The organism is Acinetobacter sp. TR3 (genome assembly GCF_027105055.1).
Classification (GTDB): domain Bacteria; phylum Pseudomonadota; class Gammaproteobacteria; order Pseudomonadales; family Moraxellaceae; genus Acinetobacter.
This window is the reverse complement of sequence record NZ_CP114264.1, coordinates 2,849,885-2,875,855: the sequence shown is the minus strand read 5'-3', so window position 1 is coordinate 2,875,855 and position 25,971 is coordinate 2,849,885. Positions and strand designations below refer to the sequence as shown.

At 40.5% G+C, this 25,971-nt stretch carries 27 protein-coding genes; 17 read left to right on the top strand and 10 right to left on the bottom strand.

Annotated elements, in window-relative coordinates; translation table 11 throughout:
- Positions 1–181 precede the first annotated feature (181 nt).
- Genes O1449_RS13810 through O1449_RS13790 form a run of 5 tightly spaced genes read left to right on the top strand, consistent with a single transcriptional unit; the run spans position 182 to position 3,404 of the window.
- The gene (locus O1449_RS13810) at positions 182–1,000 is read left to right on the top strand and encodes an ABC transporter ATP-binding protein (RefSeq protein WP_269229505.1); all 819 of its coding nucleotides are present in this window, start codon (positions 182–184) and stop codon (positions 998–1,000) included.
- Positions 997–1,776, top strand: coding sequence for a lipid asymmetry maintenance ABC transporter permease subunit MlaE (gene mlaE / locus O1449_RS13805; protein ID WP_269229506.1), 780 nt, complete (start codon positions 997–999; stop codon positions 1,774–1,776). The genes O1449_RS13810 and mlaE overlap by 4 nt, the downstream gene beginning before the upstream one ends.
- Positions 1,776–2,453: an outer membrane lipid asymmetry maintenance protein MlaD gene (gene mlaD, locus O1449_RS13800; protein WP_269238589.1), complete on the top strand. Its 678-nt coding sequence runs from the start codon at positions 1,776–1,778 to the stop codon at positions 2,451–2,453. Before mlaE ends, mlaD begins: the two co-directional genes overlap by 1 nt.
- Before the next feature lie 19 nt (positions 2,454–2,472).
- Complete coding sequence (locus tag O1449_RS13795; RefSeq protein WP_269238588.1) at positions 2,473–3,105, top strand: MlaC/ttg2D family ABC transporter substrate-binding protein; 633 nt, start codon at positions 2,473–2,475, stop codon at positions 3,103–3,105.
- A gap of 11 nt (positions 3,106–3,116) precedes the next feature.
- The gene (locus tag O1449_RS13790) at positions 3,117–3,404 is read left to right on the top strand and encodes an STAS domain-containing protein (protein ID WP_004660311.1); all 288 of its coding nucleotides are present in this window, start codon (positions 3,117–3,119) and stop codon (positions 3,402–3,404) included.
- Between the two features lie 42 nt (positions 3,405–3,446).
- Here O1449_RS13790 and O1449_RS13785 read toward each other — a convergent pair whose 3' ends face one another.
- Positions 3,447–4,460, bottom strand: a complete 1,014-nt coding sequence (locus tag O1449_RS13785; protein ID WP_046738987.1) for a CorA family divalent cation transporter — start codon at positions 4,458–4,460, stop codon at positions 3,447–3,449.
- 172 nt (positions 4,461–4,632) lie between these two features.
- Here O1449_RS13785 and O1449_RS13780 point away from each other — a divergent pair, with 172 nt between their 5' ends.
- Positions 4,633–5,217, top strand: coding sequence for a TIGR00730 family Rossman fold protein (locus O1449_RS13780; protein ID WP_050040921.1), 585 nt, complete (start codon positions 4,633–4,635; stop codon positions 5,215–5,217).
- A 9-nt stretch (positions 5,218–5,226) separates the two neighbouring features.
- Positions 5,227–5,622 (top strand): NUDIX hydrolase, encoded by a 396-nt coding sequence (locus tag O1449_RS13775; RefSeq protein ID WP_269238587.1) that lies wholly within the window; start codon positions 5,227–5,229, stop codon positions 5,620–5,622.
- On the opposite strand, the gene O1449_RS13770 is transcribed toward O1449_RS13775, so the two are convergent.
- Positions 5,573–6,259 carry a ComF family protein gene (locus tag O1449_RS13770; RefSeq protein ID WP_269238586.1) on the bottom strand — a complete coding sequence of 229 codons (687 nt, stop codon included), beginning with the start codon at positions 6,257–6,259 and terminating at the stop codon, positions 5,573–5,575. The genes O1449_RS13775 and O1449_RS13770 overlap by 50 nt on opposite strands.
- The gene (gene recG, locus O1449_RS13765; RefSeq protein ID WP_269238585.1) at positions 6,252–8,297 is read right to left on the bottom strand and encodes an ATP-dependent DNA helicase RecG; all 2,046 of its coding nucleotides are present in this window, start codon (positions 8,295–8,297) and stop codon (positions 6,252–6,254) included. The genes O1449_RS13770 and recG overlap by 8 nt, the downstream gene beginning before the upstream one ends.
- 18 nt (positions 8,298–8,315) lie before the next feature.
- Here recG and O1449_RS13760 point away from each other — a divergent pair, with 18 nt between their 5' ends.
- Positions 8,316–9,128 carry an NAD-dependent epimerase/dehydratase family protein gene (locus O1449_RS13760; RefSeq protein ID WP_269238584.1) on the top strand — a complete coding sequence of 271 codons (813 nt, stop codon included), beginning with the start codon at positions 8,316–8,318 and terminating at the stop codon, positions 9,126–9,128.
- 130 nt (positions 9,129–9,258) lie between these two features.
- On the top strand, positions 9,259–10,239 hold the full coding sequence (locus tag O1449_RS13755; RefSeq protein WP_269238583.1) for a putative solute-binding protein: 981 nt from the start codon (positions 9,259–9,261) through the stop codon (positions 10,237–10,239).
- A gap of 51 nt (positions 10,240–10,290) precedes the next feature.
- Here the strand turns inward: O1449_RS13755 and plsB are convergent, their stop codons facing one another.
- Entirely contained in the window at positions 10,291–12,846 is a 2,556-nt protein-coding gene (gene plsB / locus O1449_RS13750; RefSeq protein ID WP_269238582.1) for a glycerol-3-phosphate 1-O-acyltransferase PlsB, read from the bottom strand.
- Between the two features lie 343 nt (positions 12,847–13,189).
- Here plsB and O1449_RS13745 point away from each other — a divergent pair, with 343 nt between their 5' ends.
- Complete coding sequence (locus O1449_RS13745) at positions 13,190–14,062, top strand: acyl-CoA thioesterase (protein WP_269229516.1); 873 nt, start codon at positions 13,190–13,192, stop codon at positions 14,060–14,062.
- Between the two features lie 137 nt (positions 14,063–14,199).
- Positions 14,200–15,441: a dicarboxylate/amino acid:cation symporter gene (locus O1449_RS13740; RefSeq protein ID WP_269238581.1), complete on the top strand. Its 1,242-nt coding sequence runs from the start codon at positions 14,200–14,202 to the stop codon at positions 15,439–15,441.
- Between the two features lie 55 nt (positions 15,442–15,496).
- On the opposite strand, the gene O1449_RS13735 is transcribed toward O1449_RS13740, so the two are convergent.
- The 6 genes from O1449_RS13735 to O1449_RS13710 form a co-directional block, all read right to left on the bottom strand.
- Positions 15,497–16,441 (bottom strand): metal-dependent hydrolase, encoded by a 945-nt coding sequence (locus O1449_RS13735; RefSeq protein ID WP_269238580.1) that lies wholly within the window; start codon positions 16,439–16,441, stop codon positions 15,497–15,499.
- Positions 16,442–16,570: 129 nt separating this feature from the next.
- The gene (yihA, locus tag O1449_RS13730) at positions 16,571–17,347 is read right to left on the bottom strand and encodes a ribosome biogenesis GTP-binding protein YihA/YsxC (RefSeq protein ID WP_004660333.1); all 777 of its coding nucleotides are present in this window, start codon (positions 17,345–17,347) and stop codon (positions 16,571–16,573) included.
- Between the two features lie 74 nt (positions 17,348–17,421).
- Entirely contained in the window at positions 17,422–17,874 is a 453-nt protein-coding gene (locus tag O1449_RS13725) for an RrF2 family transcriptional regulator (RefSeq protein WP_269238579.1), read from the bottom strand.
- A 79-nt stretch (positions 17,875–17,953) separates the two neighbouring features.
- A complete protein-coding gene (hmpA, locus tag O1449_RS13720; RefSeq protein WP_269238578.1) occupies positions 17,954–19,165 on the bottom strand; it encodes an NO-inducible flavohemoprotein in 1,212 nt (403 codons plus the stop codon).
- A gap of 143 nt (positions 19,166–19,308) precedes the next feature.
- Entirely contained in the window at positions 19,309–20,856 is a 1,548-nt protein-coding gene (locus tag O1449_RS13715; RefSeq protein ID WP_269238577.1) for a helicase HerA-like domain-containing protein, read from the bottom strand.
- A gap of 19 nt (positions 20,857–20,875) precedes the next feature.
- Entirely contained in the window at positions 20,876–22,069 is a 1,194-nt protein-coding gene (locus O1449_RS13710) for a PLP-dependent transferase (RefSeq protein WP_269238576.1), read from the bottom strand.
- A 167-nt stretch (positions 22,070–22,236) separates the two neighbouring features.
- Here O1449_RS13710 and O1449_RS13705 point away from each other — a divergent pair, with 167 nt between their 5' ends.
- From O1449_RS13705 to rplB, 6 genes are all read left to right on the top strand, one after another.
- Entirely contained in the window at positions 22,237–22,965 is a 729-nt protein-coding gene (locus O1449_RS13705; RefSeq protein WP_241339524.1) for a type 1 glutamine amidotransferase, read from the top strand.
- A 226-nt stretch (positions 22,966–23,191) separates the two neighbouring features.
- The gene (rpsJ, locus tag O1449_RS13700; protein WP_000070912.1) at positions 23,192–23,503 is read left to right on the top strand and encodes a 30S ribosomal protein S10; all 312 of its coding nucleotides are present in this window, start codon (positions 23,192–23,194) and stop codon (positions 23,501–23,503) included.
- A 57-nt stretch (positions 23,504–23,560) separates the two neighbouring features.
- A complete protein-coding gene (gene rplC, locus O1449_RS13695; protein ID WP_004660344.1) occupies positions 23,561–24,199 on the top strand; it encodes a 50S ribosomal protein L3 in 639 nt (212 codons plus the stop codon).
- 11 nt (positions 24,200–24,210) lie between these two features.
- The gene (gene rplD / locus O1449_RS13690) at positions 24,211–24,813 is read left to right on the top strand and encodes a 50S ribosomal protein L4 (RefSeq protein ID WP_004660347.1); all 603 of its coding nucleotides are present in this window, start codon (positions 24,211–24,213) and stop codon (positions 24,811–24,813) included.
- On the top strand, positions 24,810–25,130 hold the full coding sequence (gene rplW, locus O1449_RS13685; RefSeq protein WP_004641070.1) for a 50S ribosomal protein L23: 321 nt from the start codon (positions 24,810–24,812) through the stop codon (positions 25,128–25,130). Before rplD ends, rplW begins: the two co-directional genes overlap by 4 nt.
- Before the next feature lie 11 nt (positions 25,131–25,141).
- Positions 25,142–25,966, top strand: coding sequence for a 50S ribosomal protein L2 (gene rplB, locus O1449_RS13680; protein WP_004660349.1), 825 nt, complete (start codon positions 25,142–25,144; stop codon positions 25,964–25,966).
- Positions 25,967–25,971 lie beyond the last annotated feature (5 nt).

Genomic DNA, 25,971 nt, shown 5'->3' with positions numbered 1-25,971 from the left:
ACACGCAATCATATCGATTCTTTGAATGCAAGCTCACAACATAAGTTGAGCACAGAAGTTGATAAAAAGAACAATTACATAAATTAATAATCTTCATACGTAGCATATCAAAATAAAAACAAGCGCTTAATCTTTCAGTGTATAGTATGCGTGCATAAAAAGTGCAGGAATGAATGCCAGTATGAATAACAAATCTCCTCTCGATGCTGAAGCCCTAATTGAAGTTAAAAACTTGAGCTTTAATCGAGGGGAACGTGTCATTTATGATGATATCAGTCTTAAAATTCGACGTGGTCAAATTACTGCAATTATGGGGCCTTCAGGAACAGGTAAGACCACTTTGCTCCGCTTGATTGGTGGGCAGTTAATCCCTGATTGTGGTGAAGTGTTGCTCGATGGTAAGAATATTGCAGCCATGTCTCGTCCAGACTTGTTTGCTGCCCGCGCACGCATGGGGATGTTATTCCAAAGTGGTGCGCTCTTTACAGATATGTCTGTTTATGAAAATGTCGCATTTCCGATTCGCGCACATACTCAATTACCAGAACATTTGATCGCCGAATTAGTGGCTTTAAAGCTAGAATCTGTCGGGTTGCGTGGTGCTGAACCATTAATGCCATCTGAACTCTCAGGCGGTATGAATCGTCGTGTTGCTTTAGCGCGTGCGATTGCACTCGATCCTGAATTGATTATGTATGATGAGCCATTCGCTGGCCAAGATCCAATTGTTAAAGGTGTTCTAACACGATTGATTCGTTCTTTGCGTGAAGCTTTGGACTTAACAACAATTATTGTCTCGCATGATGTCGCAGAGACATTATCGATTGCTGATTATATTTATGTGGTTGCTGAAGGCAAAATTCAGGGTGAAGGTTCACCTGAGCAGCTACAGGCACATGCTTCGCCATTTGTGCATCAATTTTTAACAGGCTCGGCTGAGGGGCCTGTCGAATATCAATTTACTCACCAAGCATATTTAGATAACGAGGTTCGTGCATGAATACGATTGCCTGGTTAGGTAGACTCGTTATTGAGCGAATAAAGGGGATAGGTGCTGCGTCACTTATGCTCATTCAAATTTTATTTTCAGCGCCTTCAAAAGGTGGTTTTCAACGCTTCATATATCAAATGCATCGTGTTGGGGTCATGTCCCTACTGATTATTGCTGTTTCAGGTTTATTTATTGGTGCTGTCCTTGGCTTGCAGATGTATAGCATTTTGGTCACTTTTGGTAGTGAAGCCATGTTGGGGACTGCGATTTCGTTAACTTTGTTGCGTGAACTCGCTGCGGTTGTTGCTGCATTACTATTTGCAGGGCGTGCAGGCTCAGCTCTCACTGCCGAAATTGGTTCAATGAAACAGAGTGAGCAACTGGCCAGTATGGAAATGATTGGTGTTGATCCACTTCGTCAAATTGTGGCTCCGCGTTTGTGGGCAGGTATTGTTAGTTTGCCGATGTTGACTGTGATTTTTGCAACGATCGGTATCATTGGTGGCAAATTGGTTGGCGTAGATTTTTTAGGTGCTGATGAAGGTTCTTTCTGGGGTGGTATGCAAAGCACAGTTCAGTTTGGGCATGATATTTTTAATGGCACTATTATTAAAAGTATTGTTTTTGCGCTGATTTGTACATGGGTTGCGGTCTATCAAGGTTATGCTTGTGATCCAACACCAGAGGGTATCGCGACATCGATGACCAGAACAGTCGTATATTCTTCACTTTGTGTATTAGGTTTTGATTTCGTGTTGACTGCGGTCATGTTCGGAGGGATTTAATGAAATCACGTACTAGTGAGCTGGCCGTAGGTATTTTTGTGATTATCTTCGGTATCGCTCTATTTTTTCTTGCGATGAAAGTAAGTGGTTTAGTGGGTACAAATCTACGTGATAGCTATAGCATGACAGCGCAGTTTGATAACGTAAATGGTTTAAAACTACGAGCAAAGGTGACCATGAGTGGTGTGACCATTGGTCGTGTAGAATCTATTACGCTTGATCCAGTAACACGTTTAGCAACAGTTAAGTTTGATTTGGATGGTAAATTAACCAGCTTTAATACTGAGCAATTAAAACAAGTGCAGAAAAATGCCTTAGAAGAATTGCGTTATAGCTCAGATTATCAACAAACTGATGCGGCGAAACAAAAAGCAATGGAACAGCAACTGATCAGCAACATGACCTCCATCACCAGTTTGGATGAGGATGCTTATATTATGGTTGCAACCAATGGCCTGTTAGGCGAGAAATATTTGAAAGTTGTGCCAGGTGGTGGTGTGAACTACTTAAAACGTGGTGATGTGGTTTCAAATACCCAAGGCACAATGGATTTAGAAGATTTGATCAGTAAATTTATTACTGGTGGTTCGAGTAAAGCCACAACAGGCTCGGCAACAACAGAAGGTTCAGCATCACAGCCAGCAGCAGCTGATGCAGAGCCATCATTTGCTGAGTAATTCAGGTTAGGAGATTGAAGTGAATACATTATTGAAACAAACGTTAACAGCAAGTGTATTATCAACCATGCTTGCGAGTGCTGCATTTGCAGCACCAACAGAAACCCCACCTGATTTTGTTAAACGTGTTGCTGATGGTCTAATTACACGTTTAAAAGCGGACCATGCTAAATTACAGAATAACCCTGCTTTAGTAAAAACAATTATTCGTCAAAATCTTGATCCGTATGTTGATTCACAAGCATTTACACGTATCGTATTAGGTACGTATGCAAACAATCAATATACAACTGCTGCGCAACGTGCTCAGTTTGAGCAAAATTTCCGTGCTGTGATTATTGAAAACTATGGCGGTGCTTTCGCGAAATATACCAATGAAAGTTACACGATGCGTCCATTCAAGTCGACCAATAGTAAGAATCCAGTTGTTACATTAGACTTCTTACATAATGGTGAGAAAATCCCTGTATCGTTCCAGTTGACAGATAAAGGCGACCAATGGAAAGTCCGTAATATCAATGTGTCTGGTATTGATTTAGGCTTGCAATTCCGTAACCAGTTTGCTGCAACTGTTCAGCGTAATGGTGGTGATATGAATAAAGCGATTGCAACCTTTAAGCCAGATGCAGATGCTGCTGTTAACAAGAAATAAGTAGGTGACGGGTGATTCAGTATATTGATCAGCAGTTAATTGTTTCAAAAACAATTGATTTCTCGAATGCAGAACAAGTTTATCGCGCAGGTTTAAAGCATATCCAGCAACATAAGAGTTTTCCTCTTATTGTTGATTTGGGTCAGCTTGAACAAGGAAACACCCTTTCTTTGGCAGTGTTGGTGCAGTGGTTGCGTCAAACGCCAAATAACAAAGGTCTACATTTTAAAAATGTGTCTGAGAAAATGCTGAAAGTCATCCAAGCTTGCCATTTACAAGATGATTTGAAATTGATATGAAAAAAGTCTTGTAATAAAAAAGCACCGTAAGGTGCTTTTTTATTAAATCCATTTCTTCCAACGGAAGTACACCATTGGGAGGACCAAAAACGCCATCAAAATAGCGGTGACAATCCAAAAACTCAGACTGCCATGAGCAAACGGCAATACATCGGTATTCATCCCGTAAATACTAGCAATCAACATTGGTGGTGCAAGCATACTGGGTAAAATCGAGAATCGACGAATCGTGTCATTCTGTTCGGTGTTAATGAAGCCTGATGTGGTATCCAGTAAGAAGCGGACTTTCTGGAATAAGAATGCATCATGTTCGACCAGTGAACGGACATCCTCACTTAATTCTCGAATATCAGCATCATAAATATGACTGCCTAAAGCTCGAGGACGAGAGAGAAATGTAAGTACACGACGTAAATCGATCAAACACAGTTGCGCCTTTCCAAGCATATCTTCTTGTTGTGCGAGTCGTGTAATCATGTCATCAAGATCGAGCAGGGTTTCACGATGATGATTATTGAGTACCTCTGTGGAGTATCTTTCCAAGTCTTTGTGGATATCTTCCAAGATATCCGCAAGTTCATCTAGTTTTGCTTCAAGTAAACCAAGCAAGATCCAAGTGGGATCTTTATAGTCCATATCGTAATCATTACGGCGTGCACGCGCACGGAAGGCACGAAATGCAACTAATTTTTCGCCACGCATGGTAAACAAACGATCTTTATGCAGAATGAAGGCAACAGTTTGTACTGTTGCAAGCATATGAGATGACTCATCTGTATCGCCATCGACCTGATAATTTTTATTCTTTGTTAAAAAATATGTACTGATATGCAAAATGCCATCATCATCACGGTAAAATCGTGCAGATGAGGAAATGTCTTCAAGTGATTTTAATGTTGGTAAGTTTCGCTCGTAAGCATCAAATACCCACTGTTGTTCTTCTTGAGATGGAGCAATTAGATCAATCCAAACCAATTCAGGATGGAGATCAAAACTTCCATTGATTGTTGCATCTTCTAGACTACCGCGCTCTGTGGCATAAAAGGCTTCAAGCATGTCTTTTTTCCTCGCGCAGCCAATGTGAGATTTTCAGCATTGTACCGAAAACCAGCGTGTATTTTAGACAAGGATGAAACGAAAAACACTTGCCTAAACGTTAATTTCTAAAAAATCTTGTTACACAGCCTACTTTATCAGCATGACAGTTATATAAAACGGTTTTAATTGTATGAATTCTATATGTGTTTTTTGCGGTTCTTCTCTCGGTAATGATCCCATTTATCAACAAATTGCACAGGCGACAGGACTGGCAATTGCACAGCAAGGTCAAACGCTTGTGTATGGTGGCGGTCGCTCTGGTTTGATGGGTGTAGTTGCAGACAGTGCAATAGCCGCAGGTGGGCAGGTCATTGGCATCATTCCACAAGCTTTAGTTGATCGAGAATTAGCGCATACGGGTTTGACTGAATTGTATGTGGTCAATGATATGCATGAGCGAAAAACGAAAATGGCAGAATTAGCAGATGCGTTTGTCGCATTGCCTGGAGGAGCAGGCACCATGGAAGAGATCTTTGAACAATGGACGTGGAATCAATTAGGGATTCATCAAAAGCCTTGTGCATTTCTAAATGTTGAGGGCTTCTATGATGGCTTAATTCAAACGATTCAAGATTCTGTAGATCGCGGATTTAGTCAGGCAAGGTTTGTAGAAAATTTAATTGTCGCCGATAATATTGGCGAAATTTTAACTGCATTTTCAGTGTATCAGCCTGCAACACCAAAATGGATGTCAGCTGCAGATATTCAAGTTTAAGGGGATAATGTGAAAATCATAACCGTTGCTGCGGCGATTATATTGAATGAACAAAATCAATTGCTTTTGGTTCGTAAGCAAAATACCCAAGCTTTTATGCAAGTAGGCGGCAAGCTAGAAAGTAATGAAGCGCCTGAAATTGCAATACAGCGTGAAATTTTAGAGGAAATCGCGTGTGAATCTGAGATCAAACAGTTTGTCGGGCGCTTTGAAACGGCTGCTGCAAATGAGCCTGATCATCTGTTAGTGAGTTATGTCTATGAGGTGAAACTGAAACAAACACCACGTATCGCTGCGGAAATTGCGGAGATGAAATGGATTGATTTGCATGATCAATCGACTTTACTTGCACCTCTTACTCAACATGTGGTGATTCCATGGTGTCAGCAAAATCTAGTGTACTAGCTTGATGATTTACTGCAGCTGCTAAACAGATACTATAAATTTGTTGGCAGCCAAGTTGTTGTAAGACGTGTGATAAAGCAGTGATCGAACTCCCTGTAGTCACAACATCATCGATGATTAAGACTTTTCGATAACGAAGATGATTGGGTGGTGCAGCCACGAATTGCTGTTCAATATTTTCTAGTCTTTCTATGCGTGACAAACCTTTTTGCGAATGTTGCGCCAAGCGTTGCACGGGTTGCCAGATGGGTACATTTAAGCTTTTACTCAGTGCTTGAGCGAGTAGCAATGTTTGATTGAAACCTCGTTCTACCAAGCGATCTGTTGAAATCGGCATTGGAACGATGGCATGAACTTTAGGAAGCTTTAGTTGTTGTAGCAGTCCTTCCAATAGTCGTTGATGATGCAGTTTTTGTTCATATTTAAATTGCTGAATGATGCGATCAATCGGATATTGATAATGGCAGGCAACAAAAATCTGTTGTTGGTTACGCTCGATGGATTGTTTTAACCACGGTAATTGTTCCCAACAACTTTGACACACGCCAAAGTGCCTTTTTATACCAATATCACACAGGCTGCATGGGGTTAGATAATCAAAAAGCTGTCGTGTTGATCTGCTAATGAATTTAAACATAAGCATATCTTGGAGCTTTGGGCAGCCAACGTTTTAATAGTCCATCAGCATGTTGTGGGTAATCTCTTAAAATTTGTTCAGCGACATAATGTGCTTGTGTGAGTAAATGATCATCACGTTCTAAACGTGCCACACGAAAGCCCATATCTCCAGTTTGTTTGGTTCCTAAGAGTTCACCCGGACCGCGTATTTCCAAATCTTTTTCAGCAATCACAAACCCATCATTACTTTCACGTAAGATTGAAAGGCGTTCCTGACCATTTTGAGACAAAGGTACTTTGTAGAGTAGGGCGCAAAAACTAGCGGTAGCTCCACGCCCAACCCGACCACGTAATTGGTGTAATTGGGAAAGCCCCAAACGTTCAGCATTTTCAATGACCATGATTGAGGCATTGGGCACATCGACTCCAACCTCAATCACGGTAGTGGCAATTAACAGTTGTAATTGATTGTCTTTAAATGCTTGCATGACCGCTTGTTTTTCATCTGCTTTCATTTTGCCGTGGACTAGACCAATATTGATGTCTGGAAAGCGTTCTTTAATTTCTTGGTAGGTCGCTTCAGCCGCTTGAGCATCTAGGGTCTCAGATTGTTCCACTAAGGTACAGACCCAATACGCTTGTTTACCTTCACGACAATTGCTGGCAATCCGTTGCAGGACTTGTTCACGACGATCCAAAGGAATGGTGACTGTTTGAATCGGGGTACGTCCCGGGGGGAGTTCATCAATAATTGAAGTATCTAAATCACCATAAGCACTCATCGCGAGGGTGCGGGGAATCGGGGTTGCTGTCATCACCAATTGATGTGGGGTGAATTGGTCAGCCCCTTTATTTCTTAAGGCAAGACGTTGATCAACCCCAAAGCGATGTTGTTCATCAATAATGACTAAACCAAGTTTGGAGAACCCGACAGTATCTTGGAATAAGGCATGTGTTCCTACAATGAGCTGTGCATGTCCTTCTTTAATTTGTTGTTCGGCTAGAGTGCGCGCTTTGCCTTTTTGTTTGCCTGAAAGCCATGCCACTTGGATGCCTAGTGGCTCAAACCAACGTTTAAAATTTAAATAATGTTGTTCTGCTAAGATCTCAGTCGGTGCCATCAGTGCAACTTGCCAATCCGCTTCTAGTGCATGGCAGGCTGCAACTGCTGCGACGAGTGTTTTACCTGCTCCTACATCACCTTGGACCAAACGGAGCATCGGTTGATTTTGCTTGAGATCTTGCAAGATTTCCTTAGAAACTCGTTTTTGTGCATTGGTCATTTGAAAAGGAAGCCCGTCTAATAATGCCTTAGCCAAGACTTTACTGCTATCAAAACGAGGTGCAGCAATTTGGCGAATATAGGCACGGCGTGTTAACAGACTAATTTGATGGGCAACCAGTTCTTCAAAAATTAAACGCTGTTGGGCAGGATGTGAACCTTGATTGAGTTGTTGCATGTTGGCATCAACAGGAGGCTCATGAATATATTCTAATGCTTGTTTAAGTTCATAGCCATTGCTGTATTTACTCGGTAATAACTCAGCCAAGTCGTCACTATGGTGCTGTAAAGCTTGGCGTACATATTCACGTAGCTTGGGTTGAGTCAGTCCTTCAGTGCTTGGATAAATTGCCGTGAGTTGGGTTTTAGGTAATGGTGTATGCTGTTGGATGACTTGTATCTCTGGATGATACATTTCTAAGCCACGTGCACCGACACGAACCTCACCAAAAATTCGGAGCTGTTGCCCCATTTTGATGCGATCGGTTAATCCCTTATAAATATGATAAAAACGTAGAGTGACCTTGCCAAAATCATCTTGTAATAAAGCGGCAAGAGATTTCTTTTTACCAGGGGGGAAATCCACTGATCGGACTTCACCTTCGAGCAGATAACTTCGTCCAACAACCAGCTGATTCATTGGAATAATAGTGCTACGATCTTCATAGTCACGCGGAAGATGAAACAGCAAATCATCCGTGCTAAAAATATGAAGCTTTTCTAATAGGGTTGCTGCGGCGGCACCAACACCTTGTAATTGCTGGACTGAAGTCATCTCTATTCAAGGGTGTATATGCATATTTTATTTATTGGTTATGGTAAAACATCTCAGCGCGTTGCTAAACACTTATTTGAGCAAGCTCACCACATTAGCACAATTAGCCGTAGTCAAAAAACAGATTGTTACGCAACACATTATCTTCAAGATATTCAGCAGCTCGATTTAGCACAACTTCGCCCAGTTGATGTGGTCTATGTGATTCTTGCACCTTCACAAAGTGGCATAGCTGCATATCAGCAAACCTATGTTGATAGCGTTGAACCGATTGCTAATGCTCTCAAAAATCATCCTGTTCAACGTATTATTATTGTTTCCTCCACCCGTGTGTATGGTGAAAATGCAGGGGAGCGAATTGATGATGAGTCAATGATTCAGCCAATCGATGAGCAAGGGCATTTACTTCGGAAGATGGAGTTGTTGTGGCAGGCTTACTATCCGCAACAGAGCATTATTGTGCGTCCAACAGGCATTTATGGGATATCAATTGCCCGATTAAAAAAACTTGCTGAGCAGACCATTAGCTATCCAACCGTACATTTTAGTAATCGAATCCATATCGATGATTTGGCAAAGTTTTTAGCATTGTTGGCGACCTTAGACCAAGTGCAATCGAGCTATATCGTGACCAACAACACCCCTTTAGCTATGCATGAAATTTTACGTTGGTTTCAGCAATGCTTGAGTTTACCTGAAGTGGAGCTTGCATCTGAGCAAGTGACAGGTAAGCAAATTTATGCAACTCGGTTGGTGGAAACAGGGTTTAAATTTGACCATTTGATTTGCTTTAATGACTATGCCGAACTGTTAACGGCACATAGTAATTGAAAATAATTAGATTAAACTGCAAGACAGTTTGAAAGTTTGGTATGAATTTTGATGTTAAAATACCAACAGATTCCGTAATGGAACTGCCTGAGTTGTACACATGGTTTGTGGTGAGGCATTAAGGGGGAATATGAAAAAAATAATTTGTATGCTCATGCTGGGATTCGTGACTACAACCAGTTGGGCAGGTACGCAAACATGGTGTGTATTTGACCCACTTGGTACTCAGGGCGATATCAGTCGTCGTTTACAAGATATTCGTCTCTATGCACTTCAATATAAAACTCAGTTAAAGTTTGATACTTTTAAGGATGAAAAAGATGCGATTCAGGCATTTGATCAAAATAAATGTTCAGGTTTAGTGGCATCTAATTTTCATACCTATGGTTACAACCATTTTATGGGAAGTACCAGTGGAATTGGTTTGATTTCAAACAATCGTGTTGCACGTATGTTGTTGCAGTTATTGACCAATCCAAATGTCGAAAAACGTATACTAGATCAAAATTATGAAGTGCTAGGCATGATTCCAATTGGCACGGCATATATGATCATGAATACTCAGCAGATCAGGAAAGTTTCACAATTAAAGAATAAGACCATTGGTATTCTGGAAAATAATCCGCCTCAATTGGCATTGGTACAAAGTGTATCGGCAAAACCTATTTATGTGGATTTTGCGACAGCAGTTGATTCGTTTAAACAAAAGAAGATCGATATCTTGGCTGCGCCAGCGTATGGCGTATTACCTTATAATTTGAAAAAGGAATTTGGTGAATCGACCCAAGTTGTCAATTTTCCAGTCGCGTATTTCGCAATTAATATTGTGATTCGACCTCAAGCTTATCCCATTGGTTTTGGTCACCAAATCCGAAGTTGGTTTGTAAAAAATAGTAATGTTTTGGCTGCTCAGGCAATGCAATGGGAAAATCATTTACCAGCGTATTATTGGGCTGATATTTCGGGTTATGAAAAGCAGGGCTATGAGGCTCTGGTTGCCAAGATTCGTAATCGTTATGTGGATTCAGGTTATTATGATGCGTATTTCGTGGAATTAATCAAACGACTAAGATGTCTAGATGATCCGAAATATTTAGAATGCCGCAAATAAATTGGGTTAGCCAAATTTTTGACTAACCCATCAAAAGTGAATACTGAACAATTAAGCTTTCTTGCGTTTTAAACGGCGTTTTGCTTGCTGTGATGCCATTGCTTCTAAAGCGGTTGCAAGTTCTTCATCTGTAAATGTTGTGATGTGTTGCAACATTTGCAAGGTCGTTTCATCAAGTACTAACTGCGCACCCGCTGCCATTTCGCTGAAATTATCATCATATTCAATGAAACCATGTTCATTATTACGAATATAATTTTGTTGTGTCAGAACCTTAATAAAGCTTTGGAATAAAGACTTATCAAAGAATTCAGGTGAGTTGAATTCATATAGAACAGATAAGCGCTGACCTAATAAGTGACTTAACTCTTCGACTTGTTTGGTTGAAATATTGCCAGAACCACGTTGGGTGATCAGTGCAAGCGTCATGTAGTAACGCTCTAAGCTTTGTTTAACTGGCATGCCTAAAGTCAAAAGTTTCTGATGCTCTTCGCTGTTTGGTGTTGGGCTAAATAAGTTGCCATCATGATCTTGGAAAATTAGACCAATTTGAACGAGTGCGTTGATATAGTTATCAATGTGCTGTTGCAATTCAGAAGCTTTCCACTTCATGAATAATTCAGCTTTTAAGAATGGATACAATGTACGAATCACATTACTTAAATCTGTTTTATTAATCTTACCGTTATGTTCAACCAATGATGCAACCAATGATGGTAAGACAAAGGCATGTAAGATGTTGTTACGGAAATAGGTTAATAAAACGGCTTGGTTGTCTTCTATGGCAATAATATCACCTAGAACATGCTGCACGCGTTTAATCAGCTTGAGTTTTAAACCGTAGGCAATGATTTCTTTACCTGATAATGATGTTACTTGAGTGCGTTCATCATACGGTTGTTGAGTCGCTAAATCACGATAAATATCAAGCTGTTTTGCACAGATCTCTTCATCTAATGTATGCTTTGGTGTTGCTAATAAGATCAAAGACAATAATGAAACAGGGTTGATGACCACTGCACGGTTAATATTTTCTAAAATAACATTAGCTGAGCTTGAAACAACATTCGATACTTCGGCTGGAATTGGCGCATCATTTTTTTCGATCTGAATTTTATCTGCATTATGCTGCTTTAAAATATCATCGAGGAAAACAGGTTCACCAAAGTTAACGTGTACCTTGCCAAAAATTCTTTCAATTTTTCGTAAGGTTTTGACGATACCGAAAATTGATTCTGCTTCTTTTGGCTTACCTTGCATTTCACCTACATAAGTTGAGCCTTCCATCAAGCGCTCATACCCAATATACGTCGGTAAGAAGACGATCGGTTTGGCACGTCCACGTAAATGACCATGTACGGTCATGGCGAGCATACCTGTTTTCGGTGGAAGTAAGCGACCAGTACGTGAACGCCCCCCTTCAATGAAGTACTCGATAGGCGTATTACGCGATAGAATACTGTATAAATATTCTTTGAATACAGATGTATATAGTGCATTTCCACGGAATGAACGGCGAATAAAGAACGCACCACCACCACGTAATAACTGACCAACAAACGGTAAGTTTAAGTTATCACCCGCAGCGATATATGGAATCATTAAGCCACGTTTGTAAATCACATAGGACAATAATAAATAGTCAATATGGCTACGGTGGCATGGTGTGTAAATAATTTCATAGTCTTTCGCAAGTTCGCGAACTGTACTGAAATTATGAACTTCAACGCCGTCATACAGTTGTGTCCATAAACGGGTTAAAGCCATATCGGCAAAACGAACGGCAGAAGCTGAATAATCAGAAACGATTTCATTGACATAGCCAATTGCACGACGTTCTGCTTCGAGCATGCTGATTTTATGCTGAATGCTTTCACGACGGATGGCATCTTGTACATCACGTGCTTTTACCACTGACTGCATCACATTACGGCGATCAGATAAGTCAGGACCTAGTACGACTTCACGTTGCTGATCTAGATAAGTATCTAAAGAACTTGAAATATAAGTTGCAGGGGAAATATTTGGATGATGTTTCTTGGCATAATCTACCAATTCACGTAGAGATTGAGGCTCATGGAATTCTAAATATGAATCACGCCCATGTAAGCCAATATTCATGAGTTGTTTAACAGTACCTGGTGTTGCCCAAGTATCAGAAAATAATAATTTAAACCATGAATCTTCTTTATCTGGTGAGCGTCCCCAGAGCACTGTAACGGGAACTAATTGAACATCTACTTCTTGATTTTGTTCTAATGCTTCGATCAATTGTAGAAGGCGTGGGGGATATGTTTGAGTATTAAAAAAGTTATTTTCATTTTGATGTAAAAATAGAACCGAGTTTTTTTCATGATAAGTTCCAAAACTCATGGCATCCAAAGCTGGCTTTAAATGAAGGCGACGCGTTTCACCATCAACTACCAAAGCATTACTACGTGAATAATTTTGTAAAACATAGCAAATTACGGTATTTGAATCTGTTGTGTTTTGCTCAGTTACGGTGGACTCTGTAGGAACTTCACCAAGAACATGTGGGGTGACCACGAGGTCAAGTAACTTACTCGAAAGTTGGCGATACATTTGACCAAATCCAGTCTTGGACATTACAAACTCCTAAATGATAACCCTGAGCATGAGGTGTTGTTATAGTGCTATAAGAAAGCGCAGCTTAAAGTGCAGCGCAAGGCGAAGCTCGATGAACACAAACGTCAACATGACATTTTGCGATATTCTGCCATGAAACGATATGTTATTTTCTGACAAAATATAGCGTATTTGGTAGATTTTATCGTTAAAAATCGTATTTTTAGCAGTTATAAATAAAGATTAATGTGACGGATGAATCATTTTATCCTGAGCATATTTATTGGAATTTGTGGCACAATCGAAATGATCAATCCTGAATGGATTAGTTGATCTCTCCTCATTGATGTTGGAAGGCTATTACATGAATGCGTTAACTCAAGAACTGGTTGAACTTTTGACTTTGGAAAAGTTGGAAGAACATATTTTCCGAGGCAACAGTCGCAATTTGGTTGGGAAACGAGTATTCGGTGGACAAGTTCTTGGACAAGCATTAAGAGCAGCGTCATATACCACAAACCGTCCAGCACATTCGTTGCATGCTTATTTTTTATATGGTGGTGATGTCGATGCACCGATCATTTATGAAGTTGATCCATTGCGAGATGGTAAAAGTTTTGCAAGTCGACAAGTGCGTGCGATCCAACATGGACGTACAATTTTCTCGGCGATGGTATCTTTTGCCAATCCAGAAGAAGGCTTAAATTATCAACATAAAGAACCAGAGTATGCGAGTCCTGAAGAGCTGAAGTCTGAGAAAGAATTAAAAGAAAGTATGCTCAATTTCGTCCCAGAAAATGCACGTACGAGTTTTATGCGCGAACGTCATGTTGAAATCAGACCAACTCGACCAGTTAATCCTTTTCAGCCACAGCCTGAAGCGCCATATTATGCGCACTACATTCGTACCCATGATCGTATTGCAGAAAATGTTGATGACGTTTCATTACATCAAGCCATCGTTGCGTTTTATTCAGACTTTACTTTGATGACTACAGCACTGCGTCCACACGGGTTATCTTGGATTTCGCCAAATTTACAATGTGCAAGCATTGATCACACCATTTACTTCCATCGCCCGTTACGTGCTGATGATTGGATGCTTTACGATATGGAGGCAACAATTAGTGCTAGTTCACGTGGTCTGAATTTTGGACGCATGTGGCAGAATGGTCAGCTGGTATGTAGCACTGTACAAGAGGGTCTAATTCGATTGAGAGAAATTGAAACCCAGTAAAATTAGATTTGAAAAACTAAAATTAAAGCTATCATTTAGATGGCTTTTTTTGTCATAAGGTTGTGACAAAAAATTGCTCGATTCTTCAATATGAGCGTGCCATAGTACCCACAAGCTAAAATATTTTATTAATCAGAATGAATTTAAATACACAAATTCTAATCGCAGCCGTACTGGGTGTTATATATGGGTTCTTCTTAACTTTGTATCCGCAGACTAGTTTTGCTGAACATAGTTTGTATGGGCTGGGGATTTTAAGCAGTATTTTTATTGGTTTACTCAAAATGTTGCTCATCCCACTTATTTTTAGTTCGATCGTTGTGGGTGTTTCAAATTTACAGGCTGGTGGACAATTTGGACGAGTTTGGAAAATTACAGCATTAAGCTGTCTCACGACGACAACCTTAGCTTTGATTTTAGGGATTAGTTGTGCACATCTATTTGAAGTAGGCAAAGGGGTAGATATTCAAATCTTCCAAGAAGCCATGCAAAACCACCAAACGCCAGATACGTTGACGCCTTCAAGTTTTCTGACCAATTTTATCCAAAATACCTTGATCAATCCTTTTAAAGCATTTAGTGAAGGTAATGTACTTGCAGTTGTGGTCTTTGCGTTATTCCTTGGAGTCGCATTAGTCAAAGGTGGTGAAAGCTTTAGCTTGGTTCGCAATACTTGCCAACAATTCTTTGTCATGATGATGATGCTTGTGGGTTGGGTGATGAAGCTAGCTCCAATCGGTATTTTTGCACTGCTTGCTAAATTGATCGCGACTGAAGATCTTTCTGTGTTAAGTCGTTTAGTTGAATTCGCAGTGGTTGTCACGGGAACAACGATTTTTCACGGTGCTGTTGTTTTGCCTGCATTACTTTGGATTTTTGGAAAAATGAATCCAATCACTTTCTTTAAAGGCGCACGCACAGCTTTAGTTACTGCATTTGCGACCAGTTCAAGTTCCGCGACAATGCCACTCAGTATGAAATGTGCACAAGAAAATTTAGGTGTGCGACCCCAGACAGCAGGATTTGTGATTCCTTTAGGAACACAATTAAATATGGATGGTACTGCACTTTATGAGGCAGCCGCCGCTTTATTTATTGCAAATTTGATGGGCTTGGACTTGAGTTTAACCCAGCAAATTATTGTATGTTTAACTGCTATGATTGCTTCATTGGGAGCACCAGGTATTCCCAGCGCAGGTATGGTGACCATGATTATGGTTTTACAATCAGTTGGTTTGCCTGCGGAAGCGATTGCGATTTTATTACCGATTGATCGCGTATTAGATACTGTACGAACAGTAGTGAATGTACAGGGTGATATGATGATCAGTGTTGTTGTTGATCGTTATGCTAAGCAGGCAGAAGTTGAATCAATTTGATGCGATTTAAGAAATAAAAAAGCAGGAGAAGACTTCTGCTTTTTTATTGAAATGCTTATGCGGCTTGTTGTAAAGCGCGTTTTGCTGCCGGTGAATTATTTAAATAATTCACCGCATCTTGAGTATTACCTTCTTTCACAGGATCATACCAAGGCATGAGATAGTCGATTTGTTGAGCGACTAACCAAATTGGATTTGGTAAAACCTGATTATCTTGACGACCAATTTTGTACCATTCCATCCAAACCCATGGTCTAAATAAGCTCGGTTTTTTGTCGGCAAAACGAGGATCTTGACCCATGATATGTGCCGCGCCATCAACCCATAAACCAAGTACACCCACGATTACAGCGACACTCATGTAATAACGTGCAATATAACCACCACCTAAATGACGATATAGATCAAAAGCAACGGTACGATGTTCGATTTCTTCAGAACCATGCCATTTAATCAGATCAATCATTTCTGGATCAGCACCGAGTTCTTCCCAACGTTTGTTGTACAGTGCGTATTTACCCAATACACACGTCATGTGTTCAACTGTTGCAATGACGCCTAGACGGAACAAATCCCATTGATGGTCAAGTATTTTAGGAACTTCTTTACCAAAAGGCTTATCAGCTAAAGCTTTGTTAAATACGAAATCCATAATATCGAGATTACGCTGAATATCAATATTACGTTGGCTAAGATATTCTTTGTTCGCAGACGTATGTGCAACCGCATGCATCGCTTCTTGGCGAATAAATGCTTGAACGTCTTGTTTTAATTTTTCATCAGTAATTTCTGGAAGAACTTTGTTGTATAAGCGGCAGAACCAAAACTCACCAGCAGGCAAAATATTGTTAATTTCATTAATAAAATAACTGGCATAAGGCTGGTTTGGAATCCAATCCACTGGTGTTTTTTCCCAGTCAAACTTCACTTTGCGTGGGAGAATTTTATAGTCAATCGAAGAACCAAGAACTTTGTTCTTCATAAATGATAGTAATTTCATCGTTTAGTCCTAATCGATAGTGCAATGAACCAACACTAAGCAGTATATGAAAACTACCTAGTGTTTGTGTTTAGCAATTCAGGACAATTAGAAATTATTTAATGCATCAAGTTGCATAAAATGCATTATTTATTCTTCGACGTCTATTTCTGAAGCTTCTGGGATCTGATCAAGGTCAAATTCTGCTGGTTGATCAAGTGTGAAATTTAAACGGCCACCCATGACGCTTGCCAATTCTTCTAAACCAATTCGATTGAGTGAAGAGAATAATTGAATCGAGAAATCAAGTTTCATTTTCTTCAACTGCTGCTTAATTTCTAATAGTACTTTATTGGCAGGGCCACGGTTTAATTTATCTGCTTTGGTGAGCAGGATGTGTACAAATAAATGACGTGAATGTGCCCATTCCAGCATCATTAAGTCAAAGTGTTGTAATGGATGACGGATGTCCATTAACAGTACCAAGCCTTGTAAGCTTTTACGATGGATCAGATAGTTCTCAAGTTCTTTCTGCCATACGATTTTCATCGCTTCAGGTACAGCCGCATAACCATAACCTGGTAAATCAACTAAACGTTGATCTGGATTACCTAAGCTAAAAAAGTTAATCATTTGCGTGCGCCCAGGTCTTTTTGAAGCGCGTGCGAGTTGCTTTTGATTGGTTAAAGCATTAATTGCACTCGATTTTCCTGCATTGGAACGACCTGCAAATGCGATTTCATAACCTGTATCTTCTACGCACAAATCCAGTTTAGGCGCACTCATCAAAAATTCAGCTTGGCGTAACCAAGTCAAAGACTGCACTGCATACGCGGTTACAGCAGGATCAGTCTTTTTTTCATAACTGATTTTTTGTTTAGGTGCGAGTTTGGCTTTGGTGTCTTTCGATTTTTCACTACGACGCATAGAAGCTTACTTTTTGAATTGAAATAGCAACGACTATTATAAAGGATGTGAGAGATTCGTGCGAATCTTGATGTTTAGGCTTTTTGAACGAGTTGTAAAAAGTCAATATTTGAATTTGTAGAAGAGGGAAGAATGCCATATTGCACCACTTCTCCAAGTGTATATTGATCTAGGTTTTGATAAAAACATTCTAAAGCTTGATCCAAAATACTTTTAAGTCCGCAATGAGAGCGTAAAACACAAGGTGGCGTATTACATTCTACGATTTGATGATTGCCTTGTAAGATACGAACAATCTCACCTAATTTTAGACTTTTAGCCTCTGGATTTAAACGAAGTCCACCGCCTTTGCCGCGAATCGTTACGATCCAATGCTGTTTTCCCATGAAGTGAACGATTTTCACTAAATGGTTTTGGGATACATGCAAGTCCCGTGCAATATCTGCAATCGTATACGGTACATCACTCGGACGAGCGACATACATTAAGATTCTGAGTGCATAATCAGTAAACTTATTGAGTTGCATGGGTTTTCACTCAATCTATTGCTTTAAACAGAAAGGGCTAGTCTAACATAGACTAGCCCTATGCAAAACGCAGCACCGATTAGCTGAGTTTTACGCCACCCGTACCGAATGCTTCGCTATGGATATTTTCAGCAGGGATGCCACGAGCAACTAAAGCTTTATGTTGCTCTGCCATAAATGGCATTGGACCACATAGATAATAGTCTGCATTGGCTGGTAATAATCCAGCATCCATTGACACTAAATCTAAGCGACCCGCTGCATCAAAATCTTCGCCTAACACGTCACCTTGATGAGGAAACTCATAAGCAGTGAATGTGCTCAAACGTGGATATTTTGCTTTTAGTTCATGGATATGCTTTTTCATGGCATGCACTTGGCTGCTGCGGCAAGCATGAATAAAGCTCACAGGTTGCGGCATATCTAAAGTCACCAATTGATTGAGCATTGCAATCATTGGGGTGAAACCTACACCACCACTAATAAATACATTACGTTTGCTGCTATCAATTAAATAGAAGTTACCTGTTGGTGCAGAAACTTCAATTTCTGAACCCTCAGCTAAGCTATGCAATGTACTAGATACCCAACCACCTGCTAACTCACCTTTTTCATCCTCACGTTTGACTGAAATACGTAAGTAATCTGCTTGAGGGCTCGTTGAAAGCGTATATTGACGTGGTTGTCTTAAATTGAGTTCAGGTACAAACACGCGAACTGAAATATATTGACCCGCTTCATATTTAGGTAATTCACCACCATCCACAGGAGCTAAATAGAATGAAGTGATCTCATCACTCTCAACTACTTTCTTGGCAATTTTGAAATTACGCCAACCTAACCAACTGCCTTTGGTTTGTTGATGTTGATCATAAATGGCTTTTTCAGTGCTAATAAATAAGTCAGCTAATTGACCATAAGCGGCAGCCCATGCACCAATCAATGGATCTTCCATTGAGATATTGAGTACTTCACTAATAGAGTGCAGTAGGTTCTCACCCACAATACTGTAATCAGGTGATTGAATATTCAAGCTCACATGTTTGTGCGCAATCAATTCGACCACAGGTAAAAGTACAGAAGGGTCTTCGATGTTTTCTGCATACGCCAAAACTGCGCCAGCAAGTGCTTGTGCTTGCGCGCCGCTACGTTGATGCCCCATGTTAAAGGTTTCTTTTAATTCTGGGTTGTTGCCTAACATACGGTTGTAAAAGTAACCAGTGAGTGCCACACCATTTTCACGGAGTACAGGTACAGTTGCTTTTACAAGGTCAATTTGCTGCGGAGTCATGAGTGATCTCTCTTGGCTATCATTTATAAGATATATTTAAAATATACCTTATAAAATTTATTTGCAAGATCTGCTTTGACTAAAACCATAAAAAAAATAGGGGATAAATGATTATCCCCTGATTTTTAAAATAATAAAGATTTTTATTTGCCAAATAATGAACCAAGTAAACCGCGAACGATCTTTTGACCTGTAGAGCCACCTAAGCTACGAGCCGCACTTTTTGCAAAAGTTCCCACAATATCTTGGGTGAGTTTTTCGCGATCTCGTTGTGCTTTCTCTGCGGCTTTTTGTTGCTCTTTCGCAAAGCGTTCTTGTTCTTTCGCCTGTTGTTTGGCTAAAGCATCTTGTTCTTTGCTTTGCTGCTTTTCTAACTCATCTGCCTGTTTTTGTTGAGACTGTTGTAGCACTTTCTTTTGCAACATTTCATAGGCGCTGTCGCGATCCACGGCTTGGTCATAGACACCTGCGACAATACTTTGCCCAATAATCACTTGGCGTTCTTCTGGCGTGATTGGTGTAAATGAAGAGTAAGGTGGCATGACCCAACCGCGCTCTACAATTTGCGGTGTCCCTTGTTCATCTAGACAACTAATTAATGCTTCACCTACAGCAAGTTCTGTAATCGCTTGATCAACTTTGAATGCTGGATTGGCTCGAAAGGTATCCGCTGCGGTTTTGACTGCCTTTTGATCTTTTGGAGTAAATGCACGTAAGGCATGTTGTACTCGGTTGCCCAATTGCCCTAAGACACTTTCTGGTAAATCCAGAGGATTTTGAGTAATAAAATAAATTCCCACGCCTTTCGAGCGAATGAGACGTACGACTTGCTCAATCTTTTGTTGTAAGGTTGGACTAGCATTATCAAACAATAGATGCGCTTCATCGAAAAAGAATACCAACTTTGGTTTGTCCATATCACCCACTTCAGGCAACTGTTCAAACAGTTCTGACATCATCCATAGTAAGAATGTGGCATAAAGCTTTGGAGTATTCATGAGCTTGTCAGCGGCTAAGATATTGATATAGCCATGACCATTGGTATCGGTCTGAATAAAATCGAGGATATTCAGGCTAGGCTCACCAAAAAATTGCTCTCCACCTTGATCACCTAAAGCCAATAAATTACGTTGAATTGCACCTAGACTAGCTGGAGAAAGGTTGCCATATTCGGCTTTTAATTCGGCTGCATTTTCGCTGACATAGGTCAGCATTGCTTTAAGGTCTTTGAAATCAATTAATAAAAGCCCTTGATCATCTGCAACACGGAAAACGGCCGAAAGAACACCTTCTTGTGTGTCATTCAGATTTAGCATTTGTGCCAAAAGTAACGGACCAATTTCTGAAATTGTGGTACGAATAGGATGACCTTGTTGCCCAAATAAATCCCAAAAAATAACAGGGGAAGCAGCAAATGGAATGGGTTCAAGTTGTAAGTTTTTTAAACGCTCATCAAATTTGAGGTTGCTACTTCCTGCTTTAGCCAAACTAGAGACATCACCTTTAGCATCTGCCAAAAAGACAGGTACGCCCAGCCGTGAGAAACTTTCGGCTAGTACCTTCAGAGTCACTGTTTTACCTGTGCCTGTCGCACCTGCAATTAAACCGTGGCGGTTTGCAAATTGAGAATGTAAAACAATATCTTGCGTTGTATCTGTGGTTTTTTTTGCAATAATAATGGGTGTATTCATTCTTCACCTATGCTTTATTTCATTCGAGTTGTTTTAGTGCGTTTTGAATATCTTGGATTAAATCGTTTGGATCTTCTAGTCCTATGCAGAAGCGAACTAATAAACCTTGTTGTAAATGTGTATTTTCTAGTTCTCGCATCTGTTTTAAATCATAAAGCATAACAAGACTGATAGGGCCGCCCCAACTAAACCCAAGCTTAAATAAAGTTAGGCTGTCACAGAATTTACGAATTGCTGCGAGATCATATTCAGGTTTGAAAATGACGCTGACTAAACCTGCACTTTTTCCTGTTTCACAGACTTGTTGCCAAAATAAATGACCTGTTGAATTGGCATCACTTGGATGTAAAACTTGGCAAAATTGAGATTGTTGCTTTAACCAATCGAGTATGGTGATTGCACTGTTAGATTGTTGTTCATAACGAAGTGGCATATGAGCCAAGCTGCGTTGAATTTGTGCGGTATCATCGCCTGAAACACAGATCCCTTGGGTTGCATGCATACGGTAGAGTTTATGATGTAATTGCGGATCTCGTGTAACTACTGAACCCATTAAAATATCGCCACCGCCACTTGGATATTTAGTTAGCGCATGTATAGTGATGTCGACAGACAGATGCTCATCAGAAAAATCAAATGCATTAAAAGCCAGGCCAGCGCCCCATGTATTATCCAGTGCAGTCAGAACCTTCGCTTGCTGTGCTTTTTTAACCAGATTTTTGAGGTCGGGAAACTCTAAAGTGACAGAACCTGCCGCCTCTAGCCAAATCAATTTAGCTTTTTCAGTCGGTTGAAAGCTATTCACATCAATTGGGTTGTAAATTTTGACGTGGATGCCGTAGCGGTCTTGCAGATTCTTTAAGTGTTCCAGATTCGGGCCATAAATATTGTCTGCAACCCAAACTTCATCCCCTGAACTTAAAAAAGTACTATTCACTAAATTGATTGCAGATAAGCCACTGGGTGCAAGTAAACAATAATTTCCACCTTCAATTCGAGCAATATTATCCCCTAATGTAAACGTCGTCGGTGTACCGTGTGTGCCATAACTATAATCATAAGGGTTAGTCCAATGGCGATCAAAAAGGTGCGCTGTTGTTTTAAAAATAATCGTTGATGCGCGAAATAGGGGAGGTTGAATCGTTTCTATGTATTGGGGAGCTTGGCGTGGTGCATGAATGAGTGTGGTTTGTAAGCTATTTTGTTTAGTCATGGGGCAAAATTAAATTAATAGAATGATTTAGGTTAAGAGAAAATATCGAATCCTGCTAGTGATTTGCATATTTTGTTCAGAATCGTTACGAATCAAAGCTTTTAGTCAAAACTGGCTTTATTTTTGCTAAGACTAATTATCATTCTAACTACAATAGGTTTACGCGCATGAAGTCGCATTTAAGAGTGCATTATTTTCAGCACATTGCTGGTGAAGGTTTTGGCAGTTGCTATGACTATTTAAAGGCACATCAAGCAAAAATTACCGCCACAGAGTTCTTTGCTTTACCCGTTGATTTACCTCTTGAATTGGAGGCTCTACCACATATTGATGAGGTTGATTTACTGATCATTATGGGTGGAACCATGAGTGTAAATGATGAAGCAAATTATCCTTGGTTAAAATTGGAAAAAAGATGGTTAAGACGTTATCTCTCTGCGGGAAAACCTGCGATTGGTTTATGTTTAGGGGGGCAACTGATTGCCAATGCACTCGGTGCATCTGTGAGTCGAAATCAACATCAAGAATTAGGTTGGATGGATGTAGGTCGTGTTTCACACGTACCCGAAAATTACTTTCAAATACCAGAAAAAATTAACATTATGCAGTGGCATAGTGAAACCTTCGAAATACCCCGTGGAGGAGTCCGTTTAGCGCAGAATAATGTTTGTCAAAATCAAATGTATCAAATTGGGCGCAATGTACTGGGGTTTCAATTTCATCCTGAAATGACACCACATGCTTTGCAATTGTTGATTGAAAATGAAGAAGATAGTGCGGTGTTTAATGGTCAATATGTTCAGCCAATCGCAGAATTAAAAAAAACGATTAAAAGTAAGTTTGAGCAAGGCAATCAATTACTAAATCGAGCAATAGAGTATGTGGTGAATGCTTAATCAAGTATAAAACTAAAAAAATAAAAGAAGAATTGCATAAGACTTAAACAATCGTTATAATGGGCGACCCTCAAATGGAGGGCGTTCACTACGAAGAAAGTAGTCAACGCATTACAGTCGTGGCATCGATCATGACCTTAGTGATTTTCACTGCCCTTGACACTTACCAATAAGGTGAGGTGCGTCATGGGTGATTCTTTATATTTTTGGCTTGGAGTTTACTGGTATGTCTAACCAGAGAATTCGTATCCGTTTGAAGTCTTTTGATCATCGCCTGATTGATCAATCTGCTCAAGAGATCGTAGAAACCGCTAAGCGTACTGGCGCACAAGTGTGTGGTCCAATCCCGATGCCTACTCGCATCGAACGCTTCAACGTTCTTACTTCACCGCACGTCAACAAAGACGCTCGTGATCAGTACGAAATCCGCACTTATAAACGTTTGATCGACATCGTTCAACCTACAGATAAAACTGTTGATGCATTGATGAAGTTGGATCTTGCTGCTGGTGTTGATGTTCAGATCGCTTTGGGTTAAGGCTTTCGGTTAATTAACGTTAAGTTAATTAGGCCGCTTTTTTAGAGGTTTATGCACATGGCTATTGGTTTAGTCGGTCGCAAATGTGGTATGACTCGCGTCTTTACAGATGCTGGTGTATCTGTACCTGTTACAGTTATCGAAGTCGATCCAAACCGCATTACGCAAATCAAAACACTTGAAACTGATGGTTATCAAGCAATCCAAGTAACTACTGGTGAACGTCGCGAATCGCGCGTAACTAACGCTCAGAAAGGTCACTTTGCGAAAGCGGGTGTTGCTGCTGGTCGTTTAGTTAAAGAGTTCCGTGTTACTGAAGCTGAGCTTGAAGGCCGTGAAGTTGGTGCTTCTATCGGTGTTGATTTGTTCACAGTTGGTCAAATTGTTGACGTAACTGGTCAATCAAAAGGTAAAGGCTTCCAAGGTGGTGTTAAGCGTTGGAATTTCCGTACGCAAGATGCTACTCATGGTAACTCTGTATCTCACCGTGTATTAGGTTCTACAGGTCAAAACCAGACTCCTGGTCGCGTGTTCAAAGGCAAGAAAATGGCTGGTCACTTAGGTGATGAACGCGTAACAGTTCAAGGTCTTGAAATTGTATCTATTGACGCTGAACGTTCTGTTTTAGTTGTTAAAGGTGCTGTTCCTGGTGCAACGAATGGTGACGTTATTGTACGTCCTACCATCAAGGCCTGAGGGGAAATACTGTGAATTTAAAAACTGTTTCCGGCTCTGCTGTTGAATTGTCTGAAGTTGCTTTCGGACGTGAGTTTAACGAAGCGCTTGTACACCAAGTTGTTACAGCTTACTTAGCTGGTGGTCGTCAAGGTTCGAAAGCTCAGAAATCACGTGCAGACGTTTCTGGCGGTGGTAAAAAACCATTCCGTCAAAAAGGTACTGGTCGCGCTCGTGCGGGTTCTATTCGTAGCCCTATCTGGGTTGGTGGTGGTAAAACTTTTGCTGCTCGCCCACAAGATTGGTCTCAAAAAGTAAACCGTAAGATGTATCGCGGTGCAATGCAATGTATCTTAGCTGAACTTGTTCGCCAAGATCGTCTTGTATTGGTTGAAGAGTTTGCTGTTGCAGCTCCAAAAACTAAAGACTTGCTTGCAAAACTTACAGACTTGAATGCAACTCGCGCATTGATCATTACAGATGCTGTAGATGAGAACTTGTATCTTGCAGCTCGCAACCTTCCACACGTTGATGTGGTTGATGCTACTGCTATTGATCCTGTTAGCTTGATCGCATTTGATAAAGTTGTAATGTCTGTAGCTGCTGCTAAGAAAATTGAGGTAGAACTCGGATGAACAACGAACGTATCTATCAAGTCCTATTAGGACCAGTATTCTCAGAAAAAGCACAAGTTTTAGGTGATACTGCTGGTGTTCAAGTGTTCAAAGTTGCATTAAATGCAAACAAACTTGAAATCAAAAAAGCAGTTGAGCAGCTCTTTGGTGTTGAAGTTGTAAAAATCAATACAACGATCACTAAAGGTAAAACAAAACGCTTTGGTAAAACATTAGGACGTCGTTCTGATGTGAAAAAAGCATACGTCACCCTGAAAGCTGGCCAAGATGTAGAAATGGCTGACTTGGGCGATACCGCTGAAAACGCAGCGGAATAAGGACGAGAATTATGCCAATTCAAAAATGTAAGCCAACGTCTCCAGGACGTCGCTTTGTAGAGAAAGTGGTTCATGACCATCTTCACAAAGGCGCTCCTTATGCACCGTTGGTAGAAGCTAAAAAACGTACTGGTGGTCGTAATAATAATGGTCACATCACTACACGTCACGTGGGTGGTGGTCATAAGCAAAACTACCGTATTGTTGACTTTAAACGTAACAAAGATGGTATTCCAGCGACTGTAGAGCGCATCGAATACGATCCTAACCGTACAGCTCATATTGCTTTATTGAAATATGCTGATGGTGAACGTCGTTACATCATTGCACCTAAAGGCTTACGTGCTGGTGATAAAGTTCAATCTGGTAACGATGCTCCAATTCGTCCAGGTAACTGCTTACCACTTCGCAATATGCCAATCGGTTCTACACTTCACAACCTTGAACTTAAAATCGGTAAAGGTGCTCAATTAGCACGTTCTGCTGGTACTTCAGTTCAGTTGTTGGGTCGTGATGGTTCTTACGCTATCGTTCGTTTACGTTCTGGTGAAATGCGTAAAGTCCACGTTGAATGTCGTGCTGTAATTGGTGAAGTTTCTAACCAAGAAAGCAACCTTCGTTCATTGGGTAAAGCTGGTGCTGCGCGCTGGCGTGGTATTCGTCCTACCGTTCGTGGTATGGCGATGAACCCAGTAGACCATCCACACGGTGGTGGTGAAGGGCGTAGTAAAGGTATTCAACCTGTAAGTCCATGGGGTCAAAAAGCTAAAGGGTACAAGACACGTACCAATAAGCGTACGACTAAGATGATTATTCGCGACCGTCGCGTCAAGTAAGGGAA